Genomic DNA, 18,448 nt, shown 5'->3' on the forward strand with positions numbered 1-18,448 from the left:
CGCGCAGTTATCCCCGTGAAAATGAGGCGCCGGGTTTTCGGCAGAACGATCACCAGAGTGACACAGGAGTTTTCAACAGAATTATGAACATCCCGGGACAACTCATCCTCGCCTCAGGGTCCGAAATTCGCCAAACGCTTCTGCGCAATGCGGGGGTGCCGTTCGAGGTCATCGTCGGACGAATTGATGAAGAAACGGTAAAGGACGCGCTTGTGGTCGAGGGCGCCACGCCGCGCGACATCGCGGATGCACTGGCCGAAGGGAAAGCGCGGAAAGTGTCGATGAAACATCCGGAGGCGATGGTGATCGGATGCGATCAGACACTGTCGTTCAAAGGCCGACTTTTATCAAAAGCGCGGGACAAGGAGGAGGCACGGGCGCAGTTGCAGGGGATGCGGGGCGAGCGGCACAAGCTTTTGTCTGCGGCGGTGATCTATGAAAACGGCGAACCGAAATGGCGGCATGTCGGTGAGGTGCGTTTGGAGATGAAGAATTTCTCGGACGCTTACCTCGACGCCTATCTCGACCGAAACTGGGATCAGATCCGTCATTGTGTCGGGTCCTATATGCTTGAGGCGGAGGGCGTGCGACTGTTTTCCAAGATCGACGGTGATTACTTCACAGTCCTGGGTTTGCCCCTGCTGCCGCTTCTGGCATACCTGTCGGAAAGAAGGGTGATTGCATCATGAGCGGACATATTCCATTGGCGGGTGTGATCGGCGCACCGGTCGCGCATAGCAAATCTCCGGCGCTGCATGGCTATTGGCTCAAGCGTTACGGGATTGCGGGGCATTATGTGCATCTGCATGTGGAGCAGGCCGATCTCGAAGAGGTGCTGCGCGCGATGCCCAAGATGGGCTTCGTGGGCGCGAATGTGACCATTCCGCATAAGGAACATGTTCTGGCGATTGCCGACATCGTTACCGACCGGGCGGCGCTGATCGGGGCCGCGAATACGCTGATCTTTCGGGCCGATGGTAAGCTGCATGCGGACAACACCGATGGCTATGGGTTCGTTGAAAACCTGCGGATGAATGCGGATTGGGACCCGAAGGCGGGGCCTGCGGTGGTGCTGGGCGCTGGTGGCGCGTCGCGGGCGGTGATTGCTTCGCTTCTTGAGGTCGGTGTGCCGGAAATCCGGCTATCGAACAGAACCCGCACGCGCGCCGATGCGCTGCGCGAAGAGTTTGGGGCGAAGATCAACGTCGTCGAGTGGGTCAACGCGGGCGATATGATGCAAGGCGCTGCGACCGTGGTGAACACCACATCTCTCGGGATGGAAGGGCAGCCGGAGCTTAAGGTTCCGCTCAATCTTCTGAGTTCCGATGCCGTGGTGACCGACATCGTTTACACACCTCTGCACACGGCTTTTCTCAAAGAAGCCGCGCGCAAGGGCTGTCAGACGGTCGATGGGCTTGGAATGTTGCTCTATCAGGCCGCACCTGGGTTTGAGCGTTGGTTCGGACAACGGCCCGAAGTGGATGAAGACACTCGCAATTTCATCCTTGCCTCATGACACAGCCTTTTCTCATCGGTCTGACCGGCTCCATTGGTATGGGCAAAAGCACCACGGCTCAGATGTTTGCCGAGGCCGGTGTGCCGGTTTGGGATGCGGATGCGGCCGTCGCACGGCTTTATGAGCAAGATGGTGCAGCGGTTCAGCCGCTTTTCGAGGTGTTTCCCGAAGCTATCGTGGATGGTGCGGTGTCGAAAGAGCGGCTGAAAGCGATCATTGCCAGAGACCCGGAAGCGCTCAAAACCATTGAAGCTATCGTGCACCCGCTCGTCGCAGAAGATCGTGCGGACTTCATTGTCCATTCGCAGGCACCGATTGTCCTGATTGACATCCCCCTGTTGTTCGAGACGGGGGCCGACAAGGCCATGGATGCTGTAGTTGTCGTCTCCGTCGACCCGCAAACACAGGCCGAGCGCGTCCTCGCCCGTCCCGGCATGACGGAGGCGCATTTCAAAACCATCCTCGCGAAACAACTGCCCGACGCGGAAAAACGCGCGCGGGCGGATTTCGTGATCGAGACCGCAAGCCTTGAAGCCGCCCGCGCACAGGTGCAGGATGTGCTCTCGCAAATCAGGAGCCGTTTACCCCATGCGTGAGATCGTTCTCGACACCGAAACCACCGGGTTCGACCCGTTCAGCGGGGATCGTCTTGTGGAAATCGGGGCGATTGAGCTTGAGAACCACATGCCGTCGGGGCGGACCTATCACCAATATATCCACCCGGATCGCGATATGCCGGACGAGGCCTTCGGTGTGCACGGGATCGGGCCGGATTTGTTGCGCAATCCCCGTCCGCCGAAAGACGGCGAGGTGATCCTCAAGGACAAGCCGTTCTTTCGGGAAGTGGGGCGCGCGTTTCTCGATTTTATCGGTACGGATTCGAGGCTGATCATCCACAACGCCGCGTTCGATATGAAATTCCTCAATGCCGAGCTGAAATGGATCGGCCTGCCGGAAATCGCCTATGAGCGCGCGATCGACACGCTGCCCATGGCGCGGAAAAAATTTCCCGGGGCTCCGGCAACACTCGATGCGCTGTGCCGTCGGTTCGGGATCGACAACTCGTCGCGGACCCTGCACGGGGCGCTGCTCGACTCCGAAATTCTGGCGGAAGTGTATCTTGAGCTGATCGGGGGGCGTCAGCCAGATCTGGTGCTGGCGCCAGTGGGCAAGAAATCCGCCAGCTCTGCCTCCGGTCCGCAAGAGGCATGGCGCCCGACCAGACGTCCTGCCCCCCTGCCCCCGCGCATCACAGACGAAGAGGCCGCCGCCCATGCTGCCTTTGTCGAGCAGTTGGGCGACGGCGCGCTTTGGAAGAAATTCGACTGAGGGAACTCAGTTGACCGGTGCGGCGGCCTGTTGGGCTGCGGCGCGGCGTTGCATGTCCTGACGGTAGAGCTGAACGAAGTCGATATTGTCGAGGTTCAGCGGCGGGAAGCCACCGTCGCGGGTGATGTCGTGGGTCACACGGCGCAGGAACGGGAAGAGCATGCGCGGGCATTCGATCATCAGGAACGGATGCATCTGTTCGTCCGGCACGTTTTCGATGTGGAAGATCCCGGCATAGTCCAGCTCAAGGATGAACAGGGTCTGATCGCCGCTCTCGGTCTTGGATTCGACCTTCACCTTGGTGGCGACTTCGAACTGGTGCTCTTCTTCACGTTTTTTCGCGTCGAGTGCGACCTGAACGGAGATCGCCGGGCGACCTTCGATTTTCAGACCTTTCTGGGCCAGAATGTTCTCGAACGACATGTCGCGGATGAACTGACCCAGGATTTGCATTTTGACGGGCGCGGGTTGAGCGGCGGCCTCGGGTTGCGGAGCGGTTGTGCCGTTTTCGGCCATCTTCTCTGTCCTCAAAAAATGAAATTCGCGGATTTGTATCAGGTCGACGGCGGTGCCTCAATGGCGAGTCCAGCCCGAGGGGCCCTGATTTTTCGGTTTATCCGCGTCAAGCTCTTCCCATTCACCGTCGATTACACCCGGATCCTGCGGGTTTTGGCGATAGGGAGGGCGGGTCTGTGTGAACCCGGCCTGTTGCCCCATGACAAAGCTTTGGACCTTGACGCGTTTGCGCAGTTCCTTGAGGACAAAGGTCCGAAACGCGGGAATGAGCAACAGGAAGCCGACGGTGTCGGTGAAGAACCCGGGGGTCAGAAGAAGCGCGCCCGAGAGAAGGATCATCGCGCCATGCGCCAGAGGTTCCGCCGGATCGTTCAGCTCGGCAAAGGACTGACGCAGTTGCGACATGGCCAAAGCGCCCTGTTGCCGCACCAAAGCGGTGCCCAGAATGGCCGTCACCACGACGATCAAAAGCGTGGGCCAAAGCCCGATCAGACCGCCGACCTGGATGAACAGGGCGATCTCGATGATCGGAACAGCGACAAAAAGCGCGAAAAGCCACATGGAAAGTCCTCTCTTATCTCCGCCCCACAGGTAGACTTGGCGGGGTGCGTCACCTACATAAGGTCGGAACATAGTTATTTCCACGTTTGAACGGAGATCGAACGCCGATGGGGAATTCCCTTCTGTCCATTCTTGTCCTCGCGGGCATTGCCATTTTCCTGATCCTGCGTCTGCGCAGCGTTCTCGGCACGCGGGAAGGATTTGAAAAACCCCGTGCCGAATATCCGGGCGCTGAAGAGGCCACGCGTGTCAAACGCGATTTCGAGGTGATCGACGGTGGTGTGGACCATGACATTGTCGACAATGTCGAGGCGGGGACCCGGGCGGCGGAAAATCTGGCGGCGATCAAGCGGATGGAACCGTCTTTCAACGTAGCGGAATTCCTCTCGGGCGCGCGCGGCGCCTATGAGATGATCCTGATGGCCTTCGAGCATGACGATCTCGACAGCATCAAACCTTTCCTTTCCGAAGATGTTTACGAGGCCTTTGCCTCCGTTGTGGCGGATCGTCAGGCCAAGGGTCTGACCATAGACAGTCAGTTTATCGGCCTGCGCGAGATTCAGATCATCGACGCCGATCTCGACCGGGCGACGGATGAGGCGGAGATCAAGATCCGCTTCGTGGGTGAAACCACCTCTGTCGTGCGCAATGCCGAGGGCGAAGTGGTCGAGGGCGATCCGCAGGCGGTCAAACGCCAGAAGGACATCTGGACCTTTGCGCGCCACCTGGGCAGTGCCGATCCGAACTGGCAGCTTGTCGCGACCGGTGCCTGATGTGGGCGAAGGTGGCCAAGGCCGCCTTTGCGGCAGGGCTCGCTCTGAGCGCGCCAGCGTCCTTTGCGGAGGATCTCATGGCGCGCGTGCTTTCCTTTGATGATCTGCCTGAATGGGCCGTGGACGATCATGCCGCGGCCCTTACCGTGTTTCGCAATACTTGCGATCTGATCGACGGGCCCGAATGGCCACAGCTTTGCGAGCTTGCCGCGCGTGTGCCGGATGCTCGCGCATTTTTCGAATTGTTTTTCCGCCCTGTCGTGATCGAGGACGGGCAAGAGCCGCTTTTCACCGGCTATTTCGAACCGGAGCTGCGCGGTTCGCGGTATCAGACAGGGCGCTATCGCTACCCGGTTTATCGCCTGCCTCCGGATGTCGTTTCTGGCGCGCCCTATCTGACGCGGCAGGACATCACGGAGGGGGCGCTTGTCGGGCGGGGTCTTGAGATCGCCTGGGTCGACGATCCGGTGGAGTTGTTCTTCCTTCAGGTGCAGGGCTCGGGGCGCATCCGTCTTGAAAACGGTTCGGTGATCCGTATCGGTTATGCCGGACACAACGGGCGGGATTATCGCTCCATTGGCAAAGAGCTGATCCGGCGCGGCGTTTACGATGCGCATCAGGTCTCCGCGAAGGTCATTCAGAACTGGGTGCGGCGCAATCCGGTCGAAGGCTCGGAGCTTTTGAACTTCAACCCGTCCTATGTGTTTTTTCGCGAACTGCCACGCCTTCCGGCAGACAAGGGGCCGATAGGGGCGATGCATCGTTCGATCACCACGATGCGCTCCATTGCGGTCGATCCGAAATTCGTCACTCTGGGGGCACCCGTTTGGATCGAAAAAGAGGGCGAGACCCCGCTGCATCGTCTGATGATCGCGCAGGACACCGGATCGGCCATCAAGGGCGCGCAGCGCGCCGATATTTTCTTTGGCACCGGTGATCTGGCCGGTGAAGAGGCCGGGAAAATTCGCGATCCGGGGCGGATGATCGTGCTTTTACCGATCCAGCTTGCCTATGCGCTCGAAGAGAGGGTGGAAGGGTGAGCCGTCGCAAGAAATCGCTGACGGAAGAGGACAAGACGCTCTGGAACGCGGTGCGCAAGACCGCGACGCCGATGCATGTGGAACGGATGCCCGATCCCCTGCCCCGACCGGAACCGGCAAAGACCCCTACACCGAAAGCCCCGCGAGAGATTGAGGCGTTTGAGATCGAGATCGGCAGGCACGCGGGCAAAACTGCGCTGGGGCACGACCTTGCGCCAACGATTTCGGAACACCTGTCGCAAGCGCCGCTGCGGATGGATCGCAAGACATTCGGCAAGATGCGCAAGGGCAAGATGCTGCCCGAGGCTCGCATCGACCTTCACGGCATGACACTGGCGCAGGCGCATCCGGCGCTCATGCGGTTCATCCTGAATTCATGGGCGATGGAGCGGCGGCTGGTTTTGGTGATCACCGGCAAGGGCAAGCCGCGCGACGAGGATGGGCCGATCCCGGTGCGCAGGGGTGTGTTGAAACATCAGGTGCCGCATTGGCTACACAGCTCACCCCTGCGCGAGGCGGTGTTGCAGGTGTCGGAGGCGCATCTGAAACACGGCGGCACAGGGGCCTATTACGTCTACCTGCGCCGCCCGAAGTGAGGAGTTTCACGTGAAACCTCAGAGCATATATCGGCTCACATCCGCAATCTTGGCCATCTCGTCCACATGGGCGTGGACATAGGCAGCATCGACCGTGATCTTTTCACCCGGCTTGTCGGGGGCCACGAAAGACAGCTCCTCGAACACCCGCTCCATGATCGTGTAAAGCCGCCGGGCACCGATGTTCTCGACCGTCGTGTTCACATCGGCGGCGAGTTTCGCGATGGCGGCGATGCCGTCCTCGGTGAAGGTGACGTCGACCTCTTCGGTCTCCATCAGTGCCTTGTATTGCAGCGTCAGAGCGTTGTCGGTTTCGGTCAGGATGCGGACGAAATCGCCCTCCTCCAACGCGCGAAGTTCGACACGGATCGGCAGACGGCCCTGCAATTCCGGCAACAAATCCGAAGGTTTGGCGATGTGGAACGCACCTGAGGCGATGAACAGGATATGGTCGGTTTTCACCGGGCCGTGTTTCGTGGAGACCGTCGTGCCCTCGATCAGCGGCAGCAGATCGCGCTGCACACCCTCGCGGGACACGTCGCCGCCACGGGCATCGGAGCGGGCGCAGACCTTGTCGATCTCGTCGATAAAGACGATGCCATTTTCCTGCACGGCCTCAAGCGCCACGCGCGTTACGGTCTCGTCATCGAGCAGTTTGTCGGCCTCTTCGCCGATCAAAATGTCGTAGCTTTCGGCCACAGTCAGCCGTTTCTTGACGGTCCGGCCGCCAAGCCCTTTGAACAGATCGCCGAGGTTCATCATGCCGCCCATCTGTGGCTGGCCGGGAACCTCGAACATGCCCATCGGCATGCCGGTATCCTGAAGCTCAAGCTCGATCACCGTGTCGTCCAACTCGCCGGAGCGGAGTTTCTTGCGGAACATGTCGCGGGTCTGCTCGCGGGCGTCCTTGCCGGCGATGGCTTCGATCACACGGTCTTCGGCCGCGCCCTGTGCCTTGGCTTTGACGTCCTCGCGCATCTGATCGCGGGTCTGGGAAATCGCCGCATCGACGAGATCGCGCACGATTTGCTCCACATCGCGCCCGACATAGCCGACTTCGGTGAATTTCGTGGCCTCGACCTTGACGAAAGGCGCTTTGGCGAGTTTGGCCAGACGCCTGGAAATCTCCGTCTTGCCGACGCCGGTCGGACCAATCATCAGGATGTTCTTCGGGTAAACCTCTTCACGCAGATCATCGGAAAGCTGCTTGCGCCGCCAACGGTTGCGCAGCGCCACGGCGACGGCGCGTTTGGCGTCGTTCTGGCCGATGATGTAGCGGTCCAGCTCGGACACGATTTCACGGGGGGTCAGATCAGTCATTTGGTAATCTTCTCAACGGTCAGGTTGCCATTGGTGTAGACGCAGATGTCGGAGGCGATTTTCATCGCCTTGCGCGCGATGGTTTCGGCGTCATGCTCGGTTTCCATCAATCCACGCGCGGCGGCGAGGGCAAAGTTGCCGCCCGATCCGATGGCTGCGATGTCATGTTCGGGCTCAAGCACATCGCCCGCGCCGGTCACGACCAAAAGCGTCTCGCCATCGGTGACGATCAGCATGGCTTCGAGTTTCGAGAGGTATTTGTCGGTGCGCCAATCCTTGGCCAGCTCGACACAGGCCCGCGCCAACTGGCCGGGCGTGGCCTCAAGCTTGCTTTCCAGCCGCTCCAGAAGCGTGAAGGCATCCGCCGTAGATCCGGCAAATCCGCAAACCACGTCATGCCCGCCGGGTTTCAACCGCCGCACTTTCCGCGCCGTGCCTTTGATCACGGTCTGACCGAGGCTCACCTGCCCGTCACCGGCCACGACCACCTCGCCACCGCGTCGTACGCCGATGATCGTCGTGCCGTGCCAGCCGGGAAATTCTTCTTTCGACATTCGGAGTTCCTTTCGCTTGGTCCTCTATATGTGACCGCGATCCGCGTGGTGCAACCGTACCTTCAAACCGGACATGAAAAAGGGCGCCACAAGGGGCGCCCGAATTCGCATAATATCCCTGAAAATCAGGTCTCTTCGGCGATCCAGTTGGCGAGGACCGCTTTCGGAGCTGCGCCGATTTTCGCGGAGGCCACTTCGCCGCCTTTGAACATGAACAGAGCCGGGATCGAGCGCACACCAAATTGTGCCGGCGAGCTCGGGTTTTCGTCCACGTTCACTTTGACGATTTTGACCTTGCCGTCGAGTTCCTCGGACAGTTCCTCAAGGGACGGGCCGATTTGTTTGCACGGACCGCACCATTCGGCCCAGAAATCGACAACCACGGGGATGTCGGATTCAAGAACTTCGGATGCGAAAGTGTCGTCGCTGACTTTTACGGTTGCCATGGGGCTTCTCCTGAATTTGTACTTGAGCAAAAACCTATGCCTCTGCCCCTGATGGGTCAAGATGTGGCGGTGCGACCCAGTGCCTCCATCACGATCTCGAGAGGCACGGGTTGAAGTGTTGCGATTTTCGTCCACAAAAGCGCCACTTCGATCTCGCGACCGGGATAGATGTCGCCGACGGCCTGCGCATAGGCGCCAAGCTGGCGCAGCAGGCCTTCGGGGATGTCCCGGGGACGCTCCGGGACGACCGTGTTGGATTTGTAATCCACGATCTGCACACGCTCGGGCTTGACGATCAGCCGGTCGATGATGCCGTGGATGATCCGATCGCCCATCTTGCCTGTATAAGGTACTTCGGCGAGAGAATTGGGGCCGAAAATATCCCAGTCGTACTGCCCGTGAATGACACCGAGCGCTTCGGTCATGAGATCCGGGATTTCTTCGTCGAGCGCAGCTTCTTCGCCAGTGGAAAGGACAAATCGGGCGACGGTTTCGCGATCTTGCACGGCGACGCCGGGCAGGACCTCGATCAGCCGGTGCAACTGGCTGCCACGCCGCATGGCGGCCTCTTTATCAAAAACACCGTCCTCGCCGGGCAGCGCTTTGGCGCCACCGAGATCGGAGGGGGAAATGATGTCCATGCCCGGTTCAGGCGGTTTGGCGGGAGTCAGAGCCCAATGCGGCAGGCTGTGGGATTTTTTCCGCGACGCCTCCGATGTACTGGCGATATCGGGCCAGACCCCATGGCTGAACCGGGTTCCGAGACGGCCCGCCAATTCGCAGGTTTCGGTCGCAAGGCCGGAAAGCCCCCGTTTCACCAACTCATACCATGTGTCGGGCTTTTCTTCCCCGGCACCGCAGACGATCAGCCATTTTTCCGCCCGGGTCATCGCCACGTACAAAAGCCGCCTGTCTTCTTCGAGATCGGCGATTTTGAGCTGGTTTAGTCTCTGTTTTACCTGATCGGAGCGCCGCCCCGCCGCGCCCTTCCAAACCACATGTCCGAGCTCGGGTTCGATGAATTCCTCGCGGGTTTCGCGCTGCGTTTTCAGCGTGTCCGGCAGAATGACGATCGGGGCCTCAAGCCCTTTCGAGCCATGTGCCGTCATCACCCGCACGAGGTTGGAGTTTTCATCCAGCACGCGTTTGAGTTGAATGTCCTGAGATTCGAGCCAGGCGATGAAACCGGTGAGACTGGGCGTCTCGGCGGTTTCATAGCTCCGCGCCTGATGCAAAAGCGCGTCGAGCCCGTCCTCGGCTTCCTTACCGAGCCGGGCAATGAATTTGCGCCGCCCATTGTGACGGATCAGCACCCGTTCGATCAGGTCATAGGGCCGCAAGAAGTCGGAGACCTGCCGCAAATCTTCGAGGATCGCATAGGTCTCGGGCCAGTCCGCCCGGCGTTCATAGAGTTGACGCCAGAGCGTGATCGTCGTGCGTCCGTGGGCAAGTCGGTAAAGATCGCGCTCGGACCAGTTGAACAGCGGCGATTTCAATACTTCGGCCAGAGCGAGATCGTCGTCCTGCAAGGACAGGAAGGCTAGCAGGGAGCGCATGTCCTTGACCGCCATTTCCTCGCCCAAGGTCATCCGGTCGGCCCCGGCCACAGGAATGCCCGCCGGATGAGACTTCAACGTCCGCAACATCCGACCGAACAACTCGGACCGGCTGCGCACGAGGATGAGAATATCGCCGGGTTGAACCGGGCGACCCTTGCCGTCTTTTTGGGGAATTGAGCCAGATTCGAGAAGCTCTGCTACAAAATCCGCCACACGTTTGGCCAGGCGGGCGTTGTGATGCTCGGGGCGAATGATGTCGACCGGATCTTCCCAGTTTTCATCTTCCTCGTCGGTGTCGTGGCGTTCCTCAAGCGACCAAAGGTCAACGCGTCCGGGGATGTCGTCAAAGAAGGCGATATGTTCCGGGATGCCGCCGACCCCCTCGCCGCCATTGGCCGCAAAGACCGCATCGGTCGCCGCCAAAATCGCGGGTGAGGAGCGGAACGAATATTGTAGAGCTAGGTCCTGAAGCGGTTGTCCGACAGCGTTGAGCCGTGCGCCGAAATGCGTCTTCATCTGGTCGAAGGCTTCGGGGGCGGCCCCTTGAAAGGAGTAAATCGACTGTTTGTGATCGCCGACGACAAAGATCGTGCGGGTCACATCGGCACGCGCGCCCTCGCCCGAAGTGAACTCGCCCGCCAGCAATTGCACCACGCGCCACTGATCGGGGCTTGTGTCCTGAGCTTCGTCGACAAGGATGTGGTCAATGCCGCCATCGAGCCGGTAAAGCACCCATTGCGACACGTTCGAGATCGACAAAAGATCGCGGGCGCGTCGGATCATGTCGTCGAAATCGAGAAGCCCGAGCTGCGCTTTGCGCTCCAGATAGGGTGGCAAGAGCGCCTGAGCGAAGCGGTGCAGCGCGAGCGTGCGTTTGGCGTCGTAAAGCGCGAACAGGCGGGGGCGGATGGTTTCCACCCGTTTCATCAGTTCTTCGAGACGGTCAAAGGCGCCGGGATGGGCGTCAATGAGCTTGCGCGTCGGCAGGCTTGAATGCTGGGCATAGAATTTCGATTGCAGCGGGGTTTTGGCGGTTTCACCGGTGAGAAGCTTGTCGCATAGCTGCTCTACAAGAGCCAAACCCGGCTCCAATCCAGCCCAAAGACGGAAAAACGGAGCCATTTTCTGATCGGCGGCGCTCGATCCTTCCATCAGGGCAGAACAGGAGGCAAACATCTCCTGTTCACCGCCGAGGAAGACATCGGCAAGAAGCGCGGCTTCATCGTAGCCGTCGGGCAGACCGAACCAGGGCCAGATGTCCTTTTCGGTTTTCGCGGGCAGAAAACTGTCGCGTTTCGTCACGATCTTGAGCGCAAGTTCCGTCAGGTCGAGATCGCTGATATGAAGTGCGACAGCATCGAGCAGATTGCGCGAGGGGCCAAGGGCCAGATCTTCGAGAATATCGGCAATCATCCGGCGGGATTGCCGCTCGTCCATTTCCTTGAACTGTGGCGACACCCCCGCTTCGAGCGGGAAGCGTCTCAAAAGCGCGCTACAGAAGGAGTGGATGGTCTGGATTTTCAATCCGCCCGGTGTCTCGATCGCGCGGGCGAACAGCGTGCGGGCATGGCGCAGCACGTCGCTGTCCAGATCCTTGTCCGGGGCCAGTGCTTGCAACTCGGTCGTCAACTCCGCATTCGGCAACATCGCCCAGTCGCCCAGGCGTTTGAACAGCCGGTTCTGCATTTCGGCGGCGGCGGCCTTGGTATAAGTCAGACAGAGGATGTGTTGCGGCGGCGTGCCATCGAGCAGCAGACGCGCCACGCGGTCCGTGAGCACTTTCGTCTTGCCCGAACCGGCATTGGCCGACAGCCATGTCGACATGTCCGGGCGTGCGGCCATGATCTGGCGCCGGGTGGCCTCGTTCATCTCAGTCATCGAGGTCCTCCGGCACGGGAGTATCGGAAATCGACCATTCGCCAAACCGCGCGAGATGTTCGAAATCGGTTTTATATTGCACGGTTTCCATCATGCGGCGGGAGGTGTAGCCGAGCCCGGGATCGTCATAGGCGGCGATCAGTTTGACGAGGCGGTCGCGGATTTCCGCGATGTCATGCGGTTCCAGCGGCAGAACCGTCTTTTTCAACGCGGCATTCAACCCGAGATAGGCGACTTCCGACACCCGACCCTTGGGGACGCCTTCGAATTTCCCCGCTTCCATCATCATGGCCTCGAGCAGAAGTTGAATGCTGAATTTTCTTGTCTGTTTTTCGCTGGGCGGTGTGCCGGATTTGTAATCGTAGATGACGAACGTGTCGTCTTCCTTGCGGTCGATCCGGTCGGCCTTGCAGGTCAGGGAAAAATCCACCTCGGACAAATGCATGGCGGCTTTGGTCTCGATGCCGCAGGGGGTGCCTCTCAGGAGTCTGTCGCGTTCGTCGCGCACCAGTTGATCGGCAATCCGGCGGACGCGGGCCAGCCAGACACGCCGCGCCGAAGGCCAGGCCACCTCCTGTTCAAGCACCTCTTCGGCGACAGTCAGAAATCGTGCCAAGGCGGCTTCATGACTGTCGTCGCCGATCTGGCCGAGATAGCGCTCCATGATCGCATGTAGCGCGGTGCCGCGTTCGCGAATGTCGGGGTCGCGGGACAGCGAATCGAGCTTGCTCAGGCGCAGGATGCGGCTGGCGTAAATGTCATAGGGATCGCGGATCAGGGTCTCGATCCGGGTGACGGAAAGTTGCCGGGGGCGGGCGTCTTTGGGCGGGCGCGGGCTTGGCCGTTTTGCGGGCGGGATGGCTGTGTCGGGTTCGTCGAGCGCGTCTGCAAGCCCCATCCACGCGGTGCCCCGCTTGCGCATGTCCTCAAGGCCCTCACGTCCCTCGTCCGACATCCCCGCCATCAGGTTGGTCAGCCGGATGAGCCAGCGCGAGGCGACGGTTTCCGCCTCCGCATCGCGTTTGGCGCGGGTAAGGATGACCTCCTGGGCCGCGATGGCCTGTTGAAAATCGTGGGCGGAGAGGCCGATCATCTGTTCGGGGGAAATCAGCCCGGCTTGCCGCCGCATATCGCGGCTGAACCACGGATCCTGACCTGTGGACTGCGGCCAGATGCTTTCGTTCAGCCCGGCGAGAATCACCAGATCGGCCTGAAGGGAGCGTGCTTCAAGCGTGCCCCAGATCATCACTTTCGGATGTTTCGGAGAGGGGTCACGCACTTGACCTCGCCCGAGAAGGGCGCGGAACAGGTCGGCAAATTCATGGATGCTCAGGCTCCCGCCATAATCGGATTCGCGTTGCAGATCCTCGATGAGACGACGTGCCTCCCGGCCGGCATGCTGAGCCCAAAGCTCGCCGTCATCTTCGCCGTTCGGACCTTTGACGAGAGCCGAAGCCAAGGACACAAGATGTTTCAGGTGATCGGACAGGAGACTGTCCTGGGACACCTGGACCTTTTCCAGAAGATCGGACACCCAGCCCGCCCAATGTTTGCGGCCGTCCTTGTCTGCCTTGTCTTTGCCGGACTCGATCGCCCATTTCAGCAAATCTTCGCGTGCGGGAAAGGCTGGCCCCTTGCGGCGCAGATGAACTTCGAGTTCCCGCGTCCACAGCAGGTGATAGCCGCGGCCTTCATCCCCTTGCGCGCCGCGCGCGCTGAGCGGATGTTTCAGCAGCACGAGCAGGTCTTCGGAGGACATGGTGCGGCCGATGAAACCGACGATATGGCGCAGCAAACGACCGGGGGGGGTCTGATTGAGCGGAATCCCGGCGCTGTCGTCCGGCACAATGCCCCATCGCTCCAACAAGGCCGTGACGCGCCGGGCGAGATCGCGGTCCGGGGTGATCATGGCGGCGGTTCTGTCATGTTCTGCGGCATGGCGCAAAATGAGGGCAATGGCATTCGATTCGATGCGCATATCGGGAGCTTCGATCAGGGTCATGTGATCGGTAGCCTGCATGACATCTTTGAAGGCGGGGCCCTCCTCCATCCATTGATCCGTCACAGGGGCGGGCCTCAAAGCAAGAGAAATAAGCCGGTTTCGGGTCGAATTGGCACATGCGGTCGTATGCCAGGGCCGGATGTCTTGTGGACGAATACCAAGACGTTCGGCCATGCGGGCGGTGCGTTCCTGTGGATGCTCGACGGAAGCACGTTCTGGGTTTCGGATTTGCGTCCAAACCGTGTCCGGCATGTCGAAATCGACGCCAGGCAGGATGACGGCCCCCATCGGCAGGTTTGCGACGAGAGACATGAAGCGGGCGGTCAGCCCGCGTGAGCCGGTCGAGCCTGCTACAAGGATCGGATGATCCGGCGGGGTATCGCGCCAATGCCGCTCCAACCGGTCGATGACCAGTTTCATGCGGGCCTCCGGTCCCGGATCCGCGGCGCTTTCGGGACCGAAGAAATCGAAGATGATCGAAAGGAATTGCAGGGATTTTTGCCAGTGACCGGAGGAGTCCTGCACCTTGAGATTGCGGATGGCTTCGGGGGTGACGTCTTCGTCCTGCATCTCGCTGAGTACTTGTGCGAGGCTGTCGGAGAGATCGAAAATCGAGGCGCGGGTGGCGAACTGCGGTTCCTGCCGTAGAAAATGCGCGACGAGTTGCGACAACTCAAGACGCCTGCGCAGACTGTTCACCGGAACCGGGAGATCGAGAAACTGATGATCCGTGCCCAATTCGGTCAAAAGACGGATTTTTGGCAGGAATCGGGTCGATTCATCGTCGAAGGCACGCTGAATATCCTTGCGCATGCGAGAGGTGTTGACGAAAATCTCCGTGCGCGCCAGCAGCTCGGGAGCTGTGTCTTTCAGACGCTCCAGAAGCCCGATCTTGATCGCACGCGGATACTCCGCGCCGCAGGGCACGCCAAACAAACCCGGTTTCCCCGCCTCGGCGAACATCACGCCTCCTTCAAAACCTCTTCCGCAATGGCAATACCATCGGGGTGGCCGACATCGCACCAATGCCCCTCATATTCCACCCCATAAATCCGTCCGGCATGGAACAGAGTTTCCCACACGCGGTTGAGCGAGAAATGCCGGTCTTCGATGTCTGCGACCGGGTCAGTTTTCAAAATCTGCATCCCTGTGTAAACGGTCTGAGTGCCGCGGCGCAGTTGGCCGTCTTGTAACAGATCGAAATCGCCCTGCCCCAGATGCCCGTGAGCGCGGGATTTTGGGACCACGAGAAGCAGGGCGTCCATCTTGTTCGGCTGCCAATGTGCGGCAAGGACCTCGGAAGCGCGCGGACCTTTCCAGACCGCATCGGTGTTCATCGTGAAGAGGGCATTTTCGTGAAACATCGGCAGGGCATTTTTCAAACCACCGCCGGTTTCGAGGAGATCTTCCTCGTAAATCGTCTGCACACCGGCGTTCTTGAGGTGCTTTTCGAGCGTCGTGGGGAGATAATGCAGGTTGGCAACACGATGCTGCACGCCTTCCAATTGCTCCAGGGCATGATCGACCAGAGGCCGTCCGGCCACCTCGATCAGGGGCTTGGGGCGATGGGTGGTCAGTGCTTTCATGCGGGTGCCTCGACCCGCGCAAAAGATCATTGCAGAGTCGGGATGGTGCCGCATTTTGCCTTCAGGGTTTCGAGTGCTTTTTCATTGGGTTCGGGCAGCGTGTTGTGCAGCCGGTTTGCCAGATCGGCAAGGTCGGGATGTTGCAGATCCTGTTGCAGATAGCGCCAGACGCGCGGGATCAGATCCACGTAATGCGGGCGCCCGAAATGCAAGGACATGCGCCCGAACACCATCAGGATGCGGAGGTTGCGCTGGACGGAACAAATAGCCGCCTGACGAGAAAAATCGACCCGATTCTGGCCCAAACCGTCGCAAAAACGGTCGATGCAACGGGTTTGAATGGCGCTGGAAACATCGCGCCGCGCGTCTGTGGTCAGGGAGATGAGATCATAGGCCGGGTGACCCAGCATGGCGTCCTGAAAGTCGAGCAGGCCGACATGTGCCGTCCCGGAGCGTTCCGGAAGCCAGAGCAGGTTCTGGGCGTGATAATCGCGAAGAATGGTCACGCGGCCGGGGCCGAGCTCGTCGATCAGCGGCGTAAGAGCGACGCGTGTGGCTTCACGTTCTTCTGATAGGTCGCGCTCAAGGATCGGTTCTGCGTACCAGCGAAAGCAGGACAGGGCGAGATCGGTCATTCTCGGACCGTAATCTTCGAGCCCTTGCATCGGATCGGCGCTGCTCAACCGGACCAGAACGTCCACGGCTGCGTCGTAAATCTCGGGTTCCGAGGCGGGGCTGCGCAGGCAGACCCGATCGTAAAGATCTTCGCCGAAATCTTCGAGGATCAGGAAGCCTTGCTCCTCATCCGTGGCGTAGATTTCAGGTGCGGAGAGCCCGAGACTGCGCAGATAGGAAGCGACTTTGAGGAAGGGTCGGACATCTTCTCCAGCCTCTGGAGGGGCATCCATCACGATAGCCTGACGCCCGGAGGCGTCATCGAACAGGCGATGGTAACGGCGGCGGGAGGCGTCTCCCGCCAAAGCAACCGAGCGCACCGAAGCCCAGTCGCTGGAGTGCAGGAATGCCGCAAGTTTATCGGCGCGATCACTGGATTGGGTCACGTTGGGGCCTTTTGCGTCGGACGTGTGTCGCCCGACTTTAGGCCCCGCTGCGGGGGATACAAGGGGTGGCTTACATCTTGACGAAATGCGTACCGCTGGCCTGTGGTCGCAACGCCGGGCGCAGGGTGCTGGCGCGCGCCTCGGGGGTGAAACCTACAAGTGTTTGCCCGGACGGCAAAGGGACAAAACGGCAATTCAGCCGACGCCCATCCCAGAGCCGGGTCTGGCCGATCCAATCGCTGCGTTCCCCGGTTTGGCTGACGAAGTCGCGAATGTCGCCCCAAAGTGGGGAGGGGGCACATTTGGCGTGCCAGACGCGTGTGGCATCGGTGATGCTGGTTTCGGCGATGCCTTCGAGCGGATCGAGCCCCCAGAGGCTTGTGTAGGCGCTATTGGCCATGACCAACATGCCTTCGCCGGAAAACACGGCAATCGCCTCCGACAGGCTGTCGAGCACGGCCTGACCGGTTTCGATCTCGGCCCGGAAGCGGCGGGTGAGCGACATTTCGGCAGAAATGTCCTCGAACAAAAAGGCGATGGCGCCGTCGGGATGCGGACGACCGGAAATCCGGTAGGTCATGCCGCCCGGCAGTGTCCAGACCTCTTCGTAGGTTCCATCCTCGGCGGCATTTTCAAGCGCGGCCATTTCCTGACGCCAGGATTTGTAATCCTTGGGTTCCGGCATCATCTGATTGTCGCGCAGGCGGTCGAGAAAAGAGGTAAGCGCGGGACGCGTGATCAGGAATTCGGCGGGTAGAGCGGTGAGATCGGTCAAGGCCGGATTGAATAGGGCCAGACGCCGGTTGCGGTCGAATACGGCCAGACCGATGGTGAGATGCGAAAACGTCTTGGTCAGGGTCTGGGTGAATTCGCGCAGAGTTTCCTCGGCCTTGACCGTGCGATCGGCGGAGCTTGCCGCGTAAAGCGAGTCGCAGCCAATGGTGAAACGATGGATGTCGAACCAATGCGGCTCACCGTTCCTGTCCTTTAAATTCAGGCGACGCGACTCATTCGGCACGGCTTGTGCCAGCAGTTTGGTGTCGAACAGGGCTGCGGGCGGCCAACTTGTCGTTTCGCCTGTGTCAGAGAGGCTGTCGGCAAGGGCTATATAGGCACTGTTGGCCCAGCTGATCGTGCCGTCTTCGACCTCGCGCCAGACCGGAAACGGCACATTCTCCGTCGTGGCGCGGAGCGTTTCCAGTTCCTGTTCCATGGCCATGAGGGAATGGCGGTCCATGTCGATATGCGCCTGTTCGGTTTCCCGGTCGAACAGGGTGAGCCGGGCCAGACCGTTGCGCCATTCGCACTTGAGAACCGCACTGCCATCCCGGGATTCGAGCGCCATGTTGCCACGGTCGGCCAGTTCGGCGATTTCGTATTGTAGGGTCGGAAATTTCGATATCATCACGGACAAAAGCCGTGACCAGTCTGAGCCGACATCCGCCGCGGCGGCAAGGACGCTTTGCGCGGAGGGCGTGGCGTTCACCAGTTTCTCGTCGTCGAAGAGAAAGACGATATCGTTGTCCTGCGAGGCCAGTGTGATGGCGTCCACGCGTTCCTTGCGCGCCCCGATCCAGGCCAGACCGTAAAGCACGAGAAAGGCGATGCCGAGGCTGCCGACAACCAGAGAAAAAAAGGTAAACAGGGCATTCGGTGACATGTGATTCCCATCAGACACAGCGCATAAGCGACGCGCACAGTGTCGGTAATG

The 18,448-nt window shown here is 60.1% G+C and carries 17 protein-coding genes; 7 read left to right on the forward strand and 10 right to left on the reverse strand.

The genetic code is table 11. The annotated features are described in order from the left end of the window. Nucleotides 1–83 precede the first annotated feature (83 nt). From CEW89_RS12925 to dnaQ, 4 genes are read left to right on the forward strand one after another with little or no spacing between them, the layout of a single operon-like run. Entirely contained in the window at nucleotides 84–689 is a 606-nt protein-coding gene (locus tag CEW89_RS12925; protein WP_425321008.1) for a Maf family protein, read from the forward strand. Beyond that, nucleotides 686–1,516, forward strand: a complete 831-nt coding sequence (locus CEW89_RS12930; protein WP_096806154.1) for a shikimate dehydrogenase — start codon at nucleotides 686–688, stop codon at nucleotides 1,514–1,516. The genes CEW89_RS12925 and CEW89_RS12930 overlap by 4 nt, the downstream gene beginning before the upstream one ends. Further along, nucleotides 1,513–2,112, forward strand: coding sequence for a dephospho-CoA kinase (gene coaE / locus CEW89_RS12935; RefSeq protein WP_066703490.1), 600 nt, complete (start codon nucleotides 1,513–1,515; stop codon nucleotides 2,110–2,112). The genes CEW89_RS12930 and coaE overlap by 4 nt, the downstream gene beginning before the upstream one ends. Continuing rightward, entirely contained in the window at nucleotides 2,105–2,845 is a 741-nt protein-coding gene (dnaQ, locus tag CEW89_RS12940) for a DNA polymerase III subunit epsilon (protein WP_066703492.1), read from the forward strand. The genes coaE and dnaQ overlap by 8 nt, the downstream gene beginning before the upstream one ends. A gap of 6 nt (nucleotides 2,846–2,851) precedes the next feature. Here dnaQ and secB read toward each other — a convergent pair whose 3' ends face one another. Together secB and CEW89_RS12950 are read right to left on the reverse strand one after the other, a co-directional pair. Continuing rightward, nucleotides 2,852–3,361 (reverse strand): protein-export chaperone SecB, encoded by a 510-nt coding sequence (gene secB / locus CEW89_RS12945; RefSeq protein WP_066703494.1) that lies wholly within the window; start codon nucleotides 3,359–3,361, stop codon nucleotides 2,852–2,854. 57 nt (nucleotides 3,362–3,418) lie between these two features. Then, entirely contained in the window at nucleotides 3,419–3,922 is a 504-nt protein-coding gene (locus tag CEW89_RS12950; protein ID WP_096806155.1) for an FxsA family protein, read from the reverse strand. A gap of 107 nt (nucleotides 3,923–4,029) precedes the next feature. On the opposite strand from CEW89_RS12950, the gene CEW89_RS12955 reads away from it, so the two are divergent. From CEW89_RS12955 to CEW89_RS12965, 3 genes are read left to right on the forward strand one after another with little or no spacing between them, the layout of a single operon-like run. Further along, nucleotides 4,030–4,695, forward strand: coding sequence for a Tim44/TimA family putative adaptor protein (locus CEW89_RS12955; RefSeq protein ID WP_066703500.1), 666 nt, complete (start codon nucleotides 4,030–4,032; stop codon nucleotides 4,693–4,695). Further along, the gene (gene mltA / locus CEW89_RS12960; protein WP_096806156.1) at nucleotides 4,695–5,735 is read left to right on the forward strand and encodes a murein transglycosylase A; all 1,041 of its coding nucleotides are present in this window, start codon (nucleotides 4,695–4,697) and stop codon (nucleotides 5,733–5,735) included. The genes CEW89_RS12955 and mltA overlap by 1 nt, the downstream gene beginning before the upstream one ends. Next, on the forward strand, nucleotides 5,732–6,331 hold the full coding sequence (locus CEW89_RS12965) for a Smr/MutS family protein (RefSeq protein WP_066703506.1): 600 nt from the start codon (nucleotides 5,732–5,734) through the stop codon (nucleotides 6,329–6,331). The genes mltA and CEW89_RS12965 overlap by 4 nt, the downstream gene beginning before the upstream one ends. Nucleotides 6,332–6,349: 18 nt before the next feature. Here the strand turns inward: CEW89_RS12965 and hslU are convergent, their stop codons facing one another. The 8 genes from hslU to CEW89_RS13005 all read right to left on the reverse strand — a co-directional run bounded on the left by hslU (nucleotide 6,350) and on the right by CEW89_RS13005 (nucleotide 18,397). After that, nucleotides 6,350–7,651 (reverse strand): ATP-dependent protease ATPase subunit HslU, encoded by a 1,302-nt coding sequence (gene hslU, locus CEW89_RS12970; protein WP_096806157.1) that lies wholly within the window; start codon nucleotides 7,649–7,651, stop codon nucleotides 6,350–6,352. Beyond that, nucleotides 7,648–8,205, reverse strand: coding sequence for an ATP-dependent protease subunit HslV (hslV, locus tag CEW89_RS12975; RefSeq protein WP_096806158.1), 558 nt, complete (start codon nucleotides 8,203–8,205; stop codon nucleotides 7,648–7,650). Before hslV ends, hslU begins: the two co-directional genes overlap by 4 nt. 125 nt (nucleotides 8,206–8,330) lie before the next feature. Then, nucleotides 8,331–8,651 carry a thioredoxin gene (gene trxA, locus CEW89_RS12980; RefSeq protein ID WP_096806159.1) on the reverse strand — a complete coding sequence of 107 codons (321 nt, stop codon included), beginning with the start codon at nucleotides 8,649–8,651 and terminating at the stop codon, nucleotides 8,331–8,333. Nucleotides 8,652–8,707: 56 nt separating this feature from the next. Beyond that, nucleotides 8,708–12,088: a double-strand break repair helicase AddA gene (gene addA / locus CEW89_RS12985; RefSeq protein ID WP_096806160.1), complete on the reverse strand. Its 3,381-nt coding sequence runs from the start codon at nucleotides 12,086–12,088 to the stop codon at nucleotides 8,708–8,710. Continuing rightward, nucleotides 12,081–15,053 (reverse strand): double-strand break repair protein AddB, encoded by a 2,973-nt coding sequence (addB, locus tag CEW89_RS12990; RefSeq protein WP_096806161.1) that lies wholly within the window; start codon nucleotides 15,051–15,053, stop codon nucleotides 12,081–12,083. The genes addA and addB overlap by 8 nt, the downstream gene beginning before the upstream one ends. Further along, a complete protein-coding gene (locus CEW89_RS12995) occupies nucleotides 15,053–15,676 on the reverse strand; it encodes a nucleotidyltransferase family protein (RefSeq protein WP_338012176.1) in 624 nt (207 codons plus the stop codon). Before CEW89_RS12995 ends, addB begins: the two co-directional genes overlap by 1 nt. A gap of 26 nt (nucleotides 15,677–15,702) precedes the next feature. Next, nucleotides 15,703–16,737, reverse strand: coding sequence for an aminoglycoside phosphotransferase family protein (locus tag CEW89_RS13000; protein WP_096806162.1), 1,035 nt, complete (start codon nucleotides 16,735–16,737; stop codon nucleotides 15,703–15,705). A 70-nt stretch (nucleotides 16,738–16,807) separates the two neighbouring features. Continuing rightward, the gene (locus CEW89_RS13005) at nucleotides 16,808–18,397 is read right to left on the reverse strand and encodes a PAS-domain containing protein (RefSeq protein WP_096806163.1); all 1,590 of its coding nucleotides are present in this window, start codon (nucleotides 18,395–18,397) and stop codon (nucleotides 16,808–16,810) included. Nucleotides 18,398–18,448 lie beyond the last annotated feature (51 nt).

The organism is Celeribacter ethanolicus (genome assembly GCF_002407265.1).
Taxonomy (GTDB): domain Bacteria; phylum Pseudomonadota; class Alphaproteobacteria; order Rhodobacterales; family Rhodobacteraceae; genus Celeribacter; species Celeribacter ethanolicus.